This is a genomic window from Paraburkholderia bannensis (genome assembly GCF_014200455.1).
Taxonomy (GTDB): domain Bacteria; phylum Pseudomonadota; class Gammaproteobacteria; order Burkholderiales; family Burkholderiaceae; genus Paraburkholderia; species Paraburkholderia bannensis_A.
Genome location: NZ_JACHBW010000018.1, coordinates 68472 through 83584, shown reverse-complemented (window position 1 = coordinate 83584; position 15113 = coordinate 68472). Strand labels below are relative to the sequence as shown.

General features: G+C 64.8%; 12 protein-coding genes. 4 read left to right on the top strand and 8 right to left on the bottom strand.

What is annotated here, in order from left to right; genetic code table 11:
* The first annotated feature begins 324 nt into the window (after positions 1 to 324).
* Positions 325 to 1392 carry an AI-2E family transporter gene (locus tag F4827_RS26750; RefSeq protein WP_183729174.1) on the top strand — a complete coding sequence of 356 codons (1068 nt, stop codon included), beginning with the start codon at positions 325 to 327 and terminating at the stop codon, positions 1390 to 1392.
* A 52-nt stretch (positions 1393 to 1444) separates the two neighbouring features.
* Here the strand turns inward: F4827_RS26750 and F4827_RS26745 are convergent, their stop codons facing one another.
* Entirely contained in the window at positions 1445 to 2341 is an 897-nt protein-coding gene (locus F4827_RS26745; RefSeq protein WP_183729171.1) for an esterase family protein, read from the bottom strand.
* Between the two features lie 127 nt (positions 2342 to 2468).
* Positions 2469 to 3569, bottom strand: a complete 1101-nt coding sequence (locus F4827_RS26740) for an OpgC domain-containing protein (protein WP_183729168.1) — start codon at positions 3567 to 3569, stop codon at positions 2469 to 2471.
* 707 nt (positions 3570 to 4276) lie between these two features.
* Between F4827_RS26740 and F4827_RS26735 the strand changes: the two genes are divergently transcribed.
* Entirely contained in the window at positions 4277 to 5128 is an 852-nt protein-coding gene (locus tag F4827_RS26735) for a peptidoglycan DD-metalloendopeptidase family protein (RefSeq protein ID WP_183729165.1), read from the top strand.
* A gap of 91 nt (positions 5129 to 5219) precedes the next feature.
* Here F4827_RS26735 and prpF read toward each other — a convergent pair whose 3' ends face one another.
* From prpF to prpB, 5 genes are all read right to left on the bottom strand, one after another.
* Entirely contained in the window at positions 5220 to 6410 is a 1191-nt protein-coding gene (prpF, locus tag F4827_RS26730) for a 2-methylaconitate cis-trans isomerase PrpF (protein ID WP_183729162.1), read from the bottom strand.
* On the bottom strand, positions 6407 to 6808 hold the full coding sequence (locus F4827_RS26725) for an endonuclease domain-containing protein (RefSeq protein ID WP_221303827.1): 402 nt from the start codon (positions 6806 to 6808) through the stop codon (positions 6407 to 6409). Before F4827_RS26725 ends, prpF begins: the two co-directional genes overlap by 4 nt.
* A gap of 82 nt (positions 6809 to 6890) precedes the next feature.
* Positions 6891 to 9485: a Fe/S-dependent 2-methylisocitrate dehydratase AcnD gene (acnD, locus tag F4827_RS26720; RefSeq protein WP_183729156.1), complete on the bottom strand. Its 2595-nt coding sequence runs from the start codon at positions 9483 to 9485 to the stop codon at positions 6891 to 6893.
* 98 nt (positions 9486 to 9583) lie between these two features.
* The gene (prpC, locus tag F4827_RS26715) at positions 9584 to 10750 is read right to left on the bottom strand and encodes a 2-methylcitrate synthase (RefSeq protein WP_183729153.1); all 1167 of its coding nucleotides are present in this window, start codon (positions 10748 to 10750) and stop codon (positions 9584 to 9586) included.
* 57 nt (positions 10751 to 10807) lie between these two features.
* The gene (gene prpB / locus F4827_RS26710; protein ID WP_167069644.1) at positions 10808 to 11698 is read right to left on the bottom strand and encodes a methylisocitrate lyase; all 891 of its coding nucleotides are present in this window, start codon (positions 11696 to 11698) and stop codon (positions 10808 to 10810) included.
* Positions 11699 to 11906: 208 nt separating this feature from the next.
* On the opposite strand from prpB, the gene prpR reads away from it, so the two are divergent.
* On the top strand, positions 11907 to 13904 hold the full coding sequence (gene prpR / locus F4827_RS26705; protein ID WP_183729150.1) for a propionate catabolism operon regulatory protein PrpR: 1998 nt from the start codon (positions 11907 to 11909) through the stop codon (positions 13902 to 13904).
* Positions 13905 to 13932: 28 nt separating this feature from the next.
* On the opposite strand, the gene F4827_RS26700 is transcribed toward prpR, so the two are convergent.
* The gene (locus F4827_RS26700) at positions 13933 to 14325 is read right to left on the bottom strand and encodes a hypothetical protein (protein WP_183729147.1); all 393 of its coding nucleotides are present in this window, start codon (positions 14323 to 14325) and stop codon (positions 13933 to 13935) included.
* A 330-nt stretch (positions 14326 to 14655) separates the two neighbouring features.
* On the opposite strand from F4827_RS26700, the gene F4827_RS26695 reads away from it, so the two are divergent.
* Positions 14656 to 15111, top strand: a complete 456-nt coding sequence (locus tag F4827_RS26695; RefSeq protein ID WP_183729144.1) for a (2Fe-2S)-binding protein — start codon at positions 14656 to 14658, stop codon at positions 15109 to 15111.
* Positions 15112 to 15113: the final 2 nt, after the last annotated feature.

Here is a 15113-nt window from a genome sequence, read left to right as displayed (position 1 = left end):
TCAAGTGCCATTGTGTCGCCGTTGAAACACCATTCCAAAAACGGCAACAATCGATCTGGCACATATACGGGTTAACGAAGGAATGCGGGTTTGCGGGCGATCGAGACCCGACCCTTCGAATTTGTGCAACGCAGTGTTGTGCGAGGCGCGACATGGAAATCGGCCTGGAGGGGAGCATTTGAGCGGGGTGGGAACGCCGATAGCTGGCGGGGACCTGACTGGATCACGAGGGCGAGGGACAGTTGGGTCGCGTTTTTGCTCTGTCGCCCTTATGCTGGCGGCTCGTCTTGCACGAGCTAATTTGCCGAATTTTCACGAGGTTACATGATTCATCGCCCGCCTGCTCCGAACTCCGCAAACGAGCAAAAACTCCAGCGCGCCGCCTCGGCCGCCCTGTACGCCGTGCTCGTCCTGCTGGCCCTGTGGGTCGTGCGGGAATTCCTGCCCGCCGTGGCGTGGGCCTGTGTGCTCGCCATCGTCCTCTGGCCGGCCTACCAGGCCATCGAGCGGCACCCGCTGTTCCGTGGCCGCACCACCTGGCTGGCGACCGTGCTCACGGTCGCCATTGCGCTGCTGGTCGTGCTGCCGATCACGCTCACGGCAATCCAGGCCGGGGGCGAGGCGCATGATCTTTACCTGTGGGCGCGCGCGGCGCTGGAGAACGGCGTGCCGGTGCCCGATTTCGTCTCGCATCTGCCTCTCGGCAGCCGCCAGGTGAGCGACTGGTGGCAGGCCAATCTTGCCCAGCCGTTGAAGGAATCGCCTGCCATGAAGGGGCTGCACGGCGACGCCATCGTGTCGTTCGGGCGGCATTTCGGCGCGCGTGCGGTCCATGCGTCGGTGACCTTCAGTTTCATGCTCGTGACGCTGTTCGTGGTGCTGCAGGCGGGTCCGAAGCTCTCCAGCACGATGATGCGCGGCGCGCGCCGGGCGTTCGGCGCGGACGGCGCGCAGTTGCTCCAGCGCATGGCCGCAGCCGTGCGCGCGACGGTGACGGGACTGGTGGTGGTGGGGCTGGGCGAAGGCGTGCTGCTCGGCATCGCCTATATGTTCACGGGCGTGCCCCATGCGGCGCTGCTCGGCACGATTACCGCCATTGCGGCGATGCTGCCGTTCTGCGCGCCGCTCGTGTTCTTCGGCGCGGCGCTCTGGCTGGCGGCGCAGGGCACGATCGTGAGCGCCATCGTGGTGGCCGTGACGGGCGTGGTGGTGGTGTTCGTCGCCGAGCATTTCGTGCGCCCCGTGCTGATCGGCAATTCCACGCGGCTGCCGTTCCTGCTCGTGCTGTTCGGCATCCTGGGCGGCGCGACTACGTTTGGCCTGATCGGCATCTTCATCGGCCCGGCCCTCATGACGGTGCTGATGGTGCTGTGGGCGAATTGGGCGGAATGACGCCGGGCGGCGCCTGTTCAGGTTCGATCAGGCGCGTTGAAACCACGCGCGCTCAGCGCACGCAGGCAAGCGTGTACTTGAGCGCGGCGGGCAGCAGCTCGCGCCACACCGGCCAGACGTGGCCGCCATCGACGATGCGCAGCGCCGCCGGGTTGCCGGCTTCGCGCAGGCGCGTGTAGAGCAGCGACGATTCGGCCTGGATCACGAGGTCGTCGTCTCCCGAGGCGATGAAAAAGGGCACCCGCCACGGGCGGCCAAAATAGCCGCTCCAGAGCGTGGGATAGTTGAGCGTGCGCCAGATGTGCGAGTCGAATTTTTGTTCGCCGAACACGCCCACGCGCCGCGCAGAAGACGCCGGCGGCGGATCGCCCGAGTAGATCGCGGGCGACAGCAGCAGCGTGCCGCAGAACAGGTCGGGATGTTCGAGCGTATAACGCAGCGCGCCGAAGCCGCCCATCGACACGCCGCCGATCGCGCGGCCGTCACGCGTATCGGCGACGGCGAAGTGCGACTCGATCTCCGGCATCAGGTCCGAGAAGAACGCCGTCTCCATCTTTTCCTTACGATCGACATACCAGTCGGTGCCGCCTTGCGGCATCACGATCACGACCGGCGGTATCTCGTGGCGCGCGATCAGCACGTCGGCCGTGCTTTGCAGCGCGCCTTGCGTGACCCAGTCCATCGGCTCGCCGTTGTTGCCGTGCAGGAGATACAGCACGGGATAGCGCACGCTGTCGGCGTGATAACCGGTGGGCAGATAGACCACGTAGGGCCATTCCCGATCCAGCGCGTTGGCGTGGAAGGTGCGCGAGGCGATGGTGCTGGCTGCGGCGCTTGCCGCGTGAACGGCGAGTGTTGCCACGGCTATCAGGGCTACGAATGACGCAAGCGCGGGACGCACGATTTCAGGCAGCGAGGCAAACGGCGCGGTGCGTGAGAGTCTGCGCATGGCAGGAAAGCTGGCTCGAAAGAACGCGCCTGCGGCGCGGGGTCAACATACTAGCAGTGGCCCGTGACGGCAGGAAACCGCGCCGGGTGCGCCAGTGGCCGCGCGCATTGCGAAGGGGCGACGGTCCTCAGGCAGACGCCTTGGCGCGTGACGGCAGCAAACGCCTGAGTGGATCGGACGCGCGCGCAACGGCAAACAGCGCGGTCAACGCGATGACATCGGCGGCGAGGCCGGCCGGATAGTCGAGATAGCCGTCCGTGTACCAGTACAGCACGGAATCGACGGTCAGCGAGATCACCGCGCCTGCGACGAACGACAGCATCCCCTTGCGGCCGACCAGGCCCACCCACGGCAGCGCGATGGCGAGTTTCTTCGCCCAGCCCAGGCGGATTGCATGCGCCGTGAGCCACGCGATGCCGAAGAAGTTGAGCGCGCGGAACCACGCGAGGTTGCGTTTGAAATCGGCGTCGAGCGCCGTGTTGCCCAGATGCAGGCGATAGATCGCAGCGGCGGCGACCACGAGGAGCGCGAGCATCGTGACGAGCGTACCGAGCTTCGGCCTGGCGGTTGTGGTCTGGAACACCGGCTGCGCCTGGGCGATCACGCCCGCCACGAACAGCAACTGCCACGCGAACGGATTGAAGTCCCAGTTGACGTCGTCGACGTGCGGGAGATACGGCGCGAGGTGCGGCGCAACGCCCCATAGCGCGAGGCTGATCGCGACCAGCAGCCAGGGCCGCGAGCGCGCCAGCGGCAGGGCGAGGGGCGCGGCCAGCGCAAAGCAGGCGTACATCGGCAGCACGCTGGCGAGATAGGGCTGGCGGCGCAGCAGCACGATGTCGCGCAGCGCCGCGGCGGGTGCGAGCGTCAGGTCGTCGAGATCGGTGGTGGCGAGATTGGGCGCGTCGACATTGCAGGCGACGAGGATCGCCGTCACCAGCAGCATGAGCAGCGCGGTCACGACAAAGGCGCGATAGATCTCGAACGCGCGCTTGATGAAGCGCTGGCGCGCCGCGGCCTCGGTGCGGCGCGCGCAGAGCGCGGTCCACGCGGTGGCGGTGGCGAAGCCGCCGAGGAACACGAATACTTCGGCGGCGTCGCACAGCGCGTAGGCGTGCAGCGTAACGCGCGACAGAATGCTGCCGCCGATGTGATCGACGACGATGATCAGCAGGACAAGCCCGCGAAAGAAGTCGAGTTCGACTAGACGATTGGAAGACTGTGACATGGATCCGGCGCTGTCCTGGCTGGCACGCCCGATGGCGCGCACGGCCCGGCTGGCGCATGCAAAAAACCGCTGCGAGGGCCCGCTTCCGGAGCGCAGGCTCAACGGCGGCGGCTGCGCGAGGCAGCGGAGAAAAAAGTGGGCGACGACGGAATGTAACCCGCGAAGGACGAAGTCAGCACCTTGACCAGGAAATGACCTGATTGACGCGGGGAGGTTCCAGTGGGGCGGATTTTACCGGGATGTTGGCCATACTACCTTAATTTCAAACGGCTTTCAGTGCGCTAGCTCGAATGCTGGCCATTCGGATAAGACGTTAATAGGGGCAGGTCTGGCGTTCAAGTTCTGTTGGGGATTGCCGTTATGCAGAAGAGATAAGGGGCGCGATCTGGCGCAGGTTAGCAGGCGGCAACGACGTGCAAATTCAGGCGCGCAAGAGTTGTATCAGAGTGTAGTGGCCTGAATGTTGCCTATGAAATGCGCATACAATGCCGGATCGCTTTTGAGATAGAGCGTAGTCGTGGCAAAGACTGTTTGCGCGACATTGGGCGCTTTTATTCGATAAAGCACGCATTTTGAATGAAGATGGAGGTGGTGGGGCTGAGGGTTTCGCGGTTGAATCGGCGGGGCGGGAGCGCGTTGAAACGCGGCAAATCGTCCTTTGACCGGCCGGAACCCAGGCTCGCCGCATGCAACAAGGAGCATCGAAAATGTTCGAAGATCGTTCGGGGCAAAGCGCATCCGGTCTGACACGATTTTTGGCAGGCCTGAGTGGGCTTGGCCTGAGTCTTCTGCTGGGCGCTTGCGCTAACGTTAGCGACCCCCAGACGCCGCAGCCGCAGCCCGATCCGTCGGCGGCGACCAGTCCGGCAACCGACGCCGCCAGCGCCGCTGCGCAGGCAGCGAGCACGCCGGTCAAGCGCACTGTCACCAAAACCACCTATGTGCGCGTGCGCCGCGGCGATTCGTTGCAGCGCATCGCGGCGGCACATAACGTGTCGGTCAGGGATCTGACCGCGTGGAACCATCTGAAGCCAAACGGCCGACTGCGTGCCGGTCAGTCGCTCAAGCTGGTTTCGACGCAGACGATCATCGTGCAGCAGGCCGCGCCCGCGCAGGGCGGCGCTGCGGCAGTCGCCAATACGGCGCAAAGCCGTGCGGTGGCCGCCGAAGTCGCGCGTCATGCGGACAGTGTGGCGCTCATGTGGCCCGCGCGCGGTCATGTGGTGGAGCCGTTCGAGCCGGGTACGACGCGCGGCATCGAGATCGGCGGCAAGGCGGGCGATCCCGTGCTGGCGGCTGCGGACGGCAAGGTCATGTACGCGGGCACCGGCCTCAATGGATACGGCAGCCTCATCATCGTCCAGCACAACAAGGACTTCCTGACGGCGTATTCGCACAATCGCCGCCTGCTGGTGAAGACGGGTGACACCGTGCATCAAGGTCAGCAGATCGCCGAGATGGGCAACGAGAACAACGACCGCGTGGCCGTGCTGTTCGAAGTGCGCCGCGACGGCAAGCCGGTCGACCCGATGCCGTATCTGCCGACGCCGCAGAGTTAAGGCGGCCGGTTCACGTTTTCAGCACGACGAAAAAAAGCCCTGACGCAGCGATGCGGCAGGGTTTTTTTGTCCGCAGTGCAAATCGCGTTGCTTAAAACGCATCTCCCGGCACCCGCACCCAGCCTTCCATCAGCACGCGCGCGCTGCGGCTCATGATGGCCTTGGTGACGCTCCATTGGCCGTCTTGCTGGTTTGCTTCGGCGCCTACACGCAGCGTTCCCGACGGATGGCCGAAGCGCACGGCATTGCGCTCGCCGCCGCCCGCCGCGAGGTTCACGAGTGTGCCCGGAATGGCCGCCGCCGTGCCGATGGCGACGGCAGCCGTGCCCATCATCGCGTGATGCAGTTTGCCCATCGACATGGCGCGCACCAGCAGATCGACGTCGCCGGCTTGCACGCGCTTGCCGCTCGAAGCCGTATAGTCCGCGGGCTTCGCGACGAAGGCGATCTTGGGCGTGTGCTGGCGCGTGGCGATCTCGTCGAGGTCCTTGATGAGGCCCATGCGCAGCGCGCCGTGAGCACGCAGGGTCTCGAACTTCTCCAGCGCGCTGGCGTCGCTGTTGATGGCGTCCTGCAATTCCGTGCCGGTGTAGCCGATGGCTTCGGCGTTCACGAAGATCGTCGGGATGCCCGCGTTGATCATCGTCGCCTTTAGCGTGCCGACGCCCGGCACGTCGAGGTCGTCGACGAGGTTGCCGGTGGGAAACATCGCGCCGCCCGCGCCTTCTTCCTCGGCTGCGGGGTCGAGGAATTCGAGCTGGACTTCGGCGGCGGGGAAGGTCACGCCGTCGAGCTCGAAGTCGCCGGTTTCCTGCACCAGGCCGTTGGTGATGGGCACGTGCGCAACGATGGTCTTGCCGATGTTGGCCTGCCAGATGCGCACGGTGGCGACGCCGTTATCGGGCACTCGCTCCGGGTCGATCAGGCCGCCGCTGATGGCGAACGGGCCGACTGCGGCGGAGAGATTACCGCAGTTGCCGCTCCAGTCCACGAAGGCTTTGTCGATGGCGACCTGACCGAACAGATAGTCGACATCGTGACCGGGGCGGGTGCTTTTGGCGACGATCACGGTTTTGCTGGTGCTGGAGGTCGCGCCGCCCATGCCGTCGATCTGCTTGCCGTAGGGGTCGGGACTGCCGATGACGCGCATGAGTAGTTTGTCGCGCGCCGGGCCGGGCTGCTGCGCGGCCTCGGGCAGATCCTGGAGGCGGAAAAACACGCCTTTGCTGGTGCCCCCGCGCATATAGGTGGCGGCAATCTTGATCTGGGGTAATTGGCTCATAAAATTCCCGTTTCAACAGTTTGTCTCCCCTCTCCCTGTGGGAGAGGGGCCGGGGGAGAGGGGGCAGCGCGTCTGGCAACCGCCATCAGAATCACCTCAAGCACCGCCTCGGTGTTCTGCAGTATCTCGTCGTTCCAGAAGCGCAGGACGGTGCAGCCCCGGTTCTTCAGCCACGTGTCGCGTACGGCATCGCTAGCGCTGCCGTTGTGGTGTCCGCCGTCGGCTTCAATGACTACACGTGAGCCGCAGTGCATGAAATCCACGATGTAGGGGCCGATGGGGTGTTGGCGGCGAAACTTTTCGCCGCAGAGGCGGTGGGCGCGCAGGTGACGCCAGAGCAGTTGCTCGGCTTCGGTCATGTGCTGGCGTAGAAACTTTGCGCGCTCTAGCTGGGTCACGGCACCCTCTCCCCCTCGTTTCCCTCTCCCCCTTTCCCCTCTCCCCAACCCCTCTCCCGAAGGGAGAGGGGCTATTTGGTGGTTACGCTGACTGGGATGATTCGAGGAAGTCTTGTGCGAAGCGCTGCAGCACGCCGCCTGCTTCGTAGATCGAGACTTCTTCCGCTGTGTCCAGTCTGCACGTTACCGGTACTTGTACGCGTTCACCGTTTTTGCGCACCATCACCAGCGTGAGGTCCGCTCGCGGGGTCCGCTCGCCGATCACGTCGTAAGTCTCCGTGCCGTCAATCGCTAGCGTCGTGCGGTTCGTGCCCGCCTTGAACTCCAGCGGCAATACGCCCATGCCAATCAGATTCGTTCTGTGAATCCGCTCGAAGCCTTCCGCCACGATCGCCTCCACGCCCGCCAGCCGCACGCCCTTCGCCGCCCAGTCGCGCGATGATCCCTGGCCGTAGTCCGCACCCGCAATGATGATGAGCGGCTGCTTGCGCTCCATGTAGGTTTCAATCGCCTCCCACATGCGCGTGACCTTGCCATCCGGTTCGAGGCGTGCTAGCGAGCCTTTCTTCTGCACGCCGTCCACCACCGCCATCTCGTTGATGAGCGTGGGGTTCGCGAAGGTCGCGCGCTGCGCCGTCAGGTGGTCGCCGCGGTGCGTCGCGTACGAGTTGAAGTCCTCTTCAGGCAGGCCCATTTTCGCGAGGTATTCGCCCGCCGCGCTATCCGCCAGGATCGCGTTCGACGGCGAAAGATGGTCCGTCGTGATGTTGTCGCCCAGCACGGCCAGCGGTCGCAAGCCACGCAGCGTGCGCTCGCCTGCCAGCGCGCCTTCCCAGTACGGCGGGCGGCGAATATACGTGCTTTGCGGGCGCCAGTCGTAGAGCGGATCCGTGGTCTCCCCACTCGCGGCCGTGATCGCGAACATCGGTTCGTACACCTTGCGGAATTGCTCCGGCTTCACGCTCTGCGCCACGATCGCGTCGATTTCCTCGTCGCTCGGCCAGAGATCCTTCAGATAGACCGGCTGGCCGTTTTGATCCTTACCCAGTGAGTCTTTCTCAATGTCGAAGCGAATCGTGCCCGCGATCGCGTAGGCCACCACCAGCGGCGGCGAGGCCAGAAACGCCTGCTTCGCGTACGGATGGATACGGCCGTCGAAGTTGCGGTTGCCCGACAACACCGCCGTGGCGTACAGGTCGCGATCGACGATTTCCTGCTGGATCTTCGGATCGAGCGCGCCCGACATGCCGTTACACGTCGTGCACGCAAACGCGACGATGCCAAAGCCCAGCTTTTCCAGCTCCGGCAGCAGCTTCGCTTCTTCCAGGTAAAGCTCGACCGCCTTCGATCCCGGCGCGAGCGAACTCTTCACCCACGGCTTGCGTGTGAGGCCGCGCGCGTTCGCATTGCGCGCGAGCAGCGCGGCGGCGATCACGTTGCGCGGGTTGCTGGTGTTCGTGCAGCTCGTGATGGCCGCGATGATGACCGCGCCGTCAGGCATCTGGCCCGGCGTTTCTTCCCACTTGCCCGCAATGCCGCGCTCCGCCAGTGCGGACGTGGGCAGGCGTTTGTGCGGGTTCGACGGACCGGCCATGTTGCGCACGACGCTGGAAAGATCGAACGTCAGCGTGCGCTCATATTGCGCATGCGCAAGCGAATCCGCCCACAGGCCAGCGGTCTTCGCGTAGGTTTCGACCAGCGCGACCTGCTCTTCCTCGCGGCCCGTCAGGCGCAGATAGTCGAGCGTCTGTTCGTCGATGAAGAACATCGCGGCCGTCGCGCCATACTCGGGCGCCATGTTCGAGATCGTGGCGCGGTCGCCGAGCGTGAGGCTCGACGCCCCAACCCCGCGAAACTCCAGATACGCGCCCACGACCTTTTCCTTGCGCAGGAATTCGGTGAGTGCGAGCACGACGTCGGTGGCCGTGATGCCGGGCTGCCGCTTGCCGGTCAGCTCCACGCCGACGATATCCGGCAGGCGCATCCACGACGCGCGGCCCAGCATGACGTTTTCGGCCTCCAGGCCGCCCACGCCGATGGCGATCACGCCCAGTGCATCCACGTGCGGCGTGTGGCTGTCGGTGCCGACACAGGTATCCGGATAGGCGACGCCGTCCGTCACGCCGATCACCGGCGACATCTTCTCCAGATTGATCTGGTGCATGATGCCGTTGCCAGGCGGAATCACGTCGACGTTCTTGAAGGCCTTTTTCGTCCAGTTGATGAAGTCGAAGCGGTCGACGTTGCGGCGATCTTCGATCGCGCGGTTCTTCTCGAACGCCTGCGGATCGAAGCCGCCGCATTCCACCGCCAGCGAGTGATCGACGATCAGCTGGACCGGCACGACCGGGTTGACCTTGGCAGGGTCGCCGCCTTGATCGGCGATGGCGTCGCGCAGGCCCGCCAGATCGACGAGCGCGGTCTGGCCGAGGATGTCATGGCAGACGACGCGCGCCGGAAACCACGGGAAATCGAGGTCGCGCTTGCGCTCGATAAGCTGCTGGAGCGAGGCGGCGAGGGTAGCGGGCTCGCAACGGCGCACGAGGTTTTCGGCGAGCACGCGCGAGGTGTAGGGCAACGTGTCCCAGGCGCCGGGCTGGATCGCTTCGACGGCTTCGCGCGCGTCGAAGTAGTCGAGCCGGGTGCCGGGAAGTGGCTTGCGGTGGGCAGTATTCACGGCTGGGGGACCAATGTGTAGTAAGCGGGTGCCGACCCGCACAACTCTACGCGTGCGGGTCGGCGTTTCCCATTAGCCGAATGGCTAACGAAGCAGATTTAACGCTTGCCGATCGGCACGAACTTGAGGTTTTCCGGGCCGGTGTAGTTCGCGCTCGGACGGATGATCTTGTTGTCGATGCGCTGTTCGATGATGTGCGCGCTCCAGCCTGCGGTGCGCGCAATCACGAACAGCGGCGTGAACATCGCGGTCGGCACGCCCATCATGTGATACGAAACCGCGCTGAACCAGTCGAGGTTCGGGAACATCTTCTTGACTTCCCACATCGTCGATTCAAGGCGCTCGGCGATATCGAACAGTTTCAGGTTCGACTGTTCCTTCGAGAGCTTCTTGGCGACTTCCTTGATGACCTTGTTGCGCGGGTCCGAGATCGTATAGACCGGATGGCCGAAGCCGATCACCACTTCCTTTTTCTCGACGCGCGCGCGGATGTCCGCTTCCGCCTGATCCGGGTCTTCGTAGCGCGACTGGATTTCGAACGCCACTTCGTTCGCGCCGCCGTGCTTCGGGCCGCGCAGCGCGCCAATTGCGCCGGTAATCGCCGAATAGATGTCCGAGCCCGTGCCCGCGATCACGCGACCCGTGAAGGTCGACGCGTTGAACTCGTGTTCGGCGTAAAGGTTGAGCGAAACGTGCATCGCGTCGACCCACGACTTCGACGGCTCCACGCCATGCAGCAGATGCAGGAAATGGCCGCCGATCGAGTCGTCGTCGGTTTCCACTTCGATGCGACGGCCGTTATGCGAGTAGTGATACCAGTACAGCAGCATCGAGCCGAGCGAGGCCATCAGACGGTCGGCGATATCGCGCGCGCCCGGCAGGTTGTGGTCGTCCTTCTCGGGCAGCACGGTGCCCAGCACCGACACGCCCGTGCGCATCACGTCCATCGGATGCGCCGAAGCGGGCACCCATTCGAGCGCCGCCTTTACGTTCGCGGGCAAGCCGCGCAGCGCCTTGAGCTTCGTTTTGTACGCGGCCAGCTCGGCCGTGTTCGGCAGCTTGCCATGCACCAGCAGATACGCGACTTCCTCGAATTCGCAGGCGGTGGCGAGATCCAGGATGTCATAGCCGCGATAGTGCAGGTCGTTGCCGGTGCGGCCCACGGTGCACAGCGCCGTGTTGCCCGCCGCCACGCCCGACAGCGCGACCGACTTCTTCGGCTTGAAGCCGCCTGCGCTTTGCGTGGTGTTGTCCGTTTCGCTCATGGTGTCTTCCTCTCTCGATCTAATAGGTTCAAAACGTATCGCGGACGCGTCAGCCGCTTACTTCTTCGATGCAAACAGCGCGTCGAGCTTGTCTTCGTATTCGTGATAGCCGAGATATTTGTACAGATCCTCGCGCGACTGCATGGTCGACACGGCGGCTTTCTGCGTGCCGTCGCGCTTGACCGTCTCGTAGAAGTTCAGCGCGGCGGCGTTCATGGCGCGATATGCGCCGCAGCAGTAAAGCGCGATGTCGACGTTGGCGCTCTTGAGTTCCTCGGTGGTGAAGAACGGCGTCGAGCCGAATTCGGTCAGGTTCGCGAGAATCGGCACCTTCACGGCGGCCTTGAAGCGGCGATAGTCGTCGAGCGTCTTCATGGCTTCGGGGAAGATCATGTCCGCGCCCGCTTCCACGTAGGCCACGGCGCGCTCGATGGCGGAGTCGATGCCTTCGGCGGCGGCGGCGTCGGTGCGCGCCATGATGACGAAGCCGTCGTCGGTGCGCGCGTCCACAGCAGCCTTCACGCGGTCGACCATTTCGTCGATCGGCACGACTTCCTTGTTCGGGCGATGGCCGCAGCGCTTCTGGCCCACCTGATCTTCCATGTGCACGGCGGCCACGCCCGCCTTGATGAACGACTTGATGGTGCGCGCGATGTTGAAGGCGCCGCCCCAGCCGGTGTCGATGTCGACCATCAGCGGGATGTCCACGGCGTCGGTGATGCGGCGCGCGTCGATCAGCACGTCGTCCATCGTGCTGATGCCCAGATCGGGCACGCCCAGCGAGTTAGCGGCCACGCCGCCGCCAGAGAGATAGACGGCCTTGAAGCCGGTCTGCTCGGCCAGTTTGGCGGCGTAGGCGGTGATCGCACCCACGACTTGCAACGGTTGTTCGGTAGCCACGGCCGCGCGGAATTTCGCGCCGGCGCTTGCGGGGAATTTGCTGTTCATGCGTGAAGTCTCCGAAGGAATCGGCGCTGATAATGCAGATACCGTGCCAGCGCGAAAGCGTCAGGCGAGGCGTTGTCTAAGACGTTGATTTTGCGCCTGAACGGCGCCGACGGGGTTCTTGCCCCGATTTCCACTATGAAATCGTGATTTCAATTATGAAATTGAAGCGCGATAATGAAATTTCGTCTGAAAACTGCCCGCGCCGTCGATGAACCGCTTTCCACCCAACCCCGCCAATCCTTCCGAGCCCTTCCGCCCGCGCGTCTGGGCGATGGGCATCAGCCGCCTGCGCGATCTGTTCCGCGATATCGCCGGCGAGTACGACGATCTGGCCGATCTGCGTGTGGTGGCGCGCGGCTTCGAGGAGGCGGTCGCGGAAATCGCGGCGGCAGGCCCGAACCAGCGCCCCGACGTGGTGGTGGCGGCAGGCTCGAACGGCACCTATCTGAAGGCGCGCATCGACCTGCCCGTGGTGCTGGTGCAGCCCACCGGCTTCGACGTGATGCAGGCGCTGGCGCGCGCGCGCCGCGAGGCCGATCTGGTCGCGCTCGTGACCTACGGCGAGACGCCCATGGAAGTGCGCCGCTTCGCGAGCGCCTACGGCATCGACGTGGTGTTCGCCTCATATCGCACGGTGCAGGACGCCGAAGCCTGCGTGCTCGATCTGCGCGATCGCGGCGTGGGCGCGGTGGTCGGCCCGGGCCATGTGAACGATCTGGCGGCGCGCTTCGGCCTGGTGCCGTTTTTCGTGTATTCGCGTTCCTCCGTGCGGGCGGCTTTCGACAATGCGCTCGAAGTCGTGCAGGCGACATGGCGCGAAACGCAGCGCCGCCAGCGCCTGGACAGCGTGCTCCAGCATCTGCGCGACGGCGTGGTGGCGCTCGATGCGCGCGGGCGCGTGGAGGCGATCAACCAGCGTCTGGCGGGCGTGCTCGGCATCGACCCGGCTGCGGCGGCGGGCCAGCCGCTGGCGTCGCTCGCGCCCGACATCGCCTTCACATTGCCCGACGCCGACGGCGAATCGCTCGAAACCATCCGTGGCGTGAGCTATGTCGTGCATCGCGGCCCGCTGGTCGATAACGGCGTGACGACGGGCGCGGTGCTGACGTTCCAGGAGTCGCGCGCGGTCGAGCGCCTGGACCGCACCTTGCGCACGCGTCAGCGCACGCAGCAGTTCGTGGCGCGTTACCGCATCGGCGACTTGAGCGGCGCGACCCCGGGCATCGCCCGCGTGCGCCAACTGGCGCAGCGCTATGCGAAATCGGATGCGACCGTGCTGATTCGCGGCGAAAGCGGCACCGGCAAGGAAATGGTCGCGCAGGGCATTCACCGTGAGAGCCCGCGGCGCGATTTTCCGTTTGTCGCGATCAATTGCGGCGCGTTTCCCGAGGCGTTGCTGGAAAGCGAATTGTTCGGTTACGAGGAAGGCGCGTTCACGGGCGCGCGGCGCGGCGGCAAGGTTGGGCTGATCGAGGCGGCGCATCGCGGCACGCTGTTTCTCGATGAAATCGGCGAAATGCCGTTGCCGTTGCAAAGCCGTCTGCTGCGCGTGCTTCAGGAGCGCGAAGTGGTGCGTCTGGGCGCGACGGAGCCAACGCGCGTCGATGTGCGCGTGGTGGCCGCGACGCACCGCGCGCTCACCGAGCAGATCGAAAGCGGCGCATTTCGCGCCGATCTGTTCTATCGCCTGAACATTCTCAACCTGGCGATTCCGCCGCTGCGCGAACGCGTTGCGGATATCGTGCCGCTGGCGGCGGAACTGCTGCTGCAGTCGGCGCGCCGCGAGCCGCGCGTGGCGCTGCGCGTGCGCACTCAGGACGATGCGGCGCGCGCGCTCGACGCCATCGGACTCGCGCTCGAACGCCATCGCTGGCCTGGCAACGTGCGCGAACTGCAAAACGTGGTCGAGCGGATGGTGGTCGAACTCGCGGATTCCGAAGTGGACGTGCTCACGCCCGAGGTGCTGCGCGCGATTGCGCCGGAGGTGTTCGAGACGGTGCGCAACGTGGCGCCCGACCAGCATGAGGCGGTGCAGGAACCGCGCACCTTGCGCGAACGCAGCCTCACCGTGGAAGCCGATGAAATCCGCGCGGCGCTCGAAGCCTGCGGCGGCGATCGCGAGCGCGTGTGCGCGATGCTCGGCATCAGCAAGACGACCTTGTGGCGGCGTCTGAGCGCCGCGAAGAAAGCCGCGCGCGCCCTTTGAGTCGTGACGCGCGGCCTTGGGAGGAACGTCAGTTCTTGACGCCGTTGAGCAACTGCGCAACGACACCGTGCCGTTGCAGCACTTCAGGACTCTTCTGCAACAGCGCCTGATAGCGCTCGAAGAATTCCGCCGATTCCTCGCCGGAAAAGAGAGCCGTCACGCCTTCGACCGCACCGATGCGGTCTTCGGGCTTAGCGTCCTTCGCGTCCAGCGTTTCGTCGACATTGGCGATCACCGTCGAGAACGGCATCAGCCAGCGAAATCCCGTGCCGTTGATGAGTACCTGCAAAAAGGCCGCGGGCGTGGTCGGCCCGAATTCGCGCTCGTATTCGGCGCGCTCGTGATCGAGCATGGCCTTGTGCAGATTGAGCAGCGGCTTGCGGACTTCGGAGAGAAATTGAATCGCGCGGGCTTCGTCCATCGTGGCGGCTCCTTGGGGGTGCGTGAAGGGCTGTATATGCGTTCGATATTGCGCGGCTTCAAGGGATGGTAGCGCAACGCCAGAACGCCTGTCGTTATGGAGCGGCCGTTATCGTATTGGCATCGTATTGACATCGCATTGGCAAGCTAATCAGCGCGCGAATAAAGTCGGCGCTACACTCGCCCAGTCCTTGCAAGGCCGCATTCGCGCGCAGTTAGCGCAAACGCCACACGATTTGCGCAGGTTGCTGGAACAACGCGCTTGCATGGCCTTCGATTGATCGAACGCAGTCAACAATCATCGATACCCCCCACAGCGGAGAGCCGCCTCATGACGACTTTAACCATCAATGGCGAGACCCACACGATCGACGCGCCACCCGACATGCCGCTGCTCTGGGTGCTGCGCGACATCATCGGCCTGACGGGCACCAAATTCGGCTGCGGCATTGCGCAATGCGGCGCCTGCACCGTGCATCTGGACGGCGAGGCGACGCGCTCCTGCGTGCTGCCGGTCGCGGCGCTCGAAGGCCGCAAGATCACCACCATCGAGGCCGTGGGCGCGACGCCCGCCGGTCAGAAAGTGCAGAAGGCGTGGCGCGAAATCGACGTGGTGCAGTGCGGCTATTGCCAGTCTGGGCAAGTGATGTCGGCGGCGGCGCTGATCGCGCAGAACGCCAATCCCACCGACGCGGATATCGATGCCGCAATGGCCGGCAATATCTGCCGCTGCGGCACCTATAGCCGCATCCGCGCGGCCATCAAGCAAGCTGCGAAGGAGGCCTGAGC

What these genes read in the sequence shown, in the direction of transcription:
- F4827_RS26750 (WP_183729174.1), top strand. Translation starts at nt 325, where the DNA reads ATGATTCATCGCCCGCCTGCTCCGAACTCCGCAAACGAGCAAAAACTC.
- F4827_RS26745 (WP_183729171.1), bottom strand. Translation starts at nt 2,341, where the DNA reads ATGCGCAGACTCTCACGCACCGCGCCGTTTGCCTCGCTGCCTGAAATC.
- F4827_RS26740 (WP_183729168.1), bottom strand. Translation starts at nt 3,569, where the DNA reads ATGTCACAGTCTTCCAATCGTCTAGTCGAACTCGACTTCTTTCGCGGG.
- F4827_RS26735 (WP_183729165.1), top strand. Translation starts at nt 4,277, where the DNA reads ATGTTCGAAGATCGTTCGGGGCAAAGCGCATCCGGTCTGACACGATTT.
- prpF (WP_183729162.1), bottom strand. Translation starts at nt 6,410, where the DNA reads ATGAGCCAATTACCCCAGATCAAGATTGCCGCCACCTATATGCGCGGG.
- prpC (WP_183729153.1), bottom strand. Translation starts at nt 10,750, where the DNA reads ATGAGCGAAACGGACAACACCACGCAAAGCGCAGGCGGCTTCAAGCCG.
- prpB (WP_167069644.1), bottom strand. Translation starts at nt 11,698, where the DNA reads ATGAACAGCAAATTCCCCGCAAGCGCCGGCGCGAAATTCCGCGCGGCC.
- prpR (WP_183729150.1), top strand. Translation starts at nt 11,907, where the DNA reads ATGAACCGCTTTCCACCCAACCCCGCCAATCCTTCCGAGCCCTTCCGC.
- F4827_RS26700 (WP_183729147.1), bottom strand. Translation starts at nt 14,325, where the DNA reads ATGGACGAAGCCCGCGCGATTCAATTTCTCTCCGAAGTCCGCAAGCCG.
- F4827_RS26695 (WP_183729144.1), top strand. Translation starts at nt 14,656, where the DNA reads ATGACGACTTTAACCATCAATGGCGAGACCCACACGATCGACGCGCCA.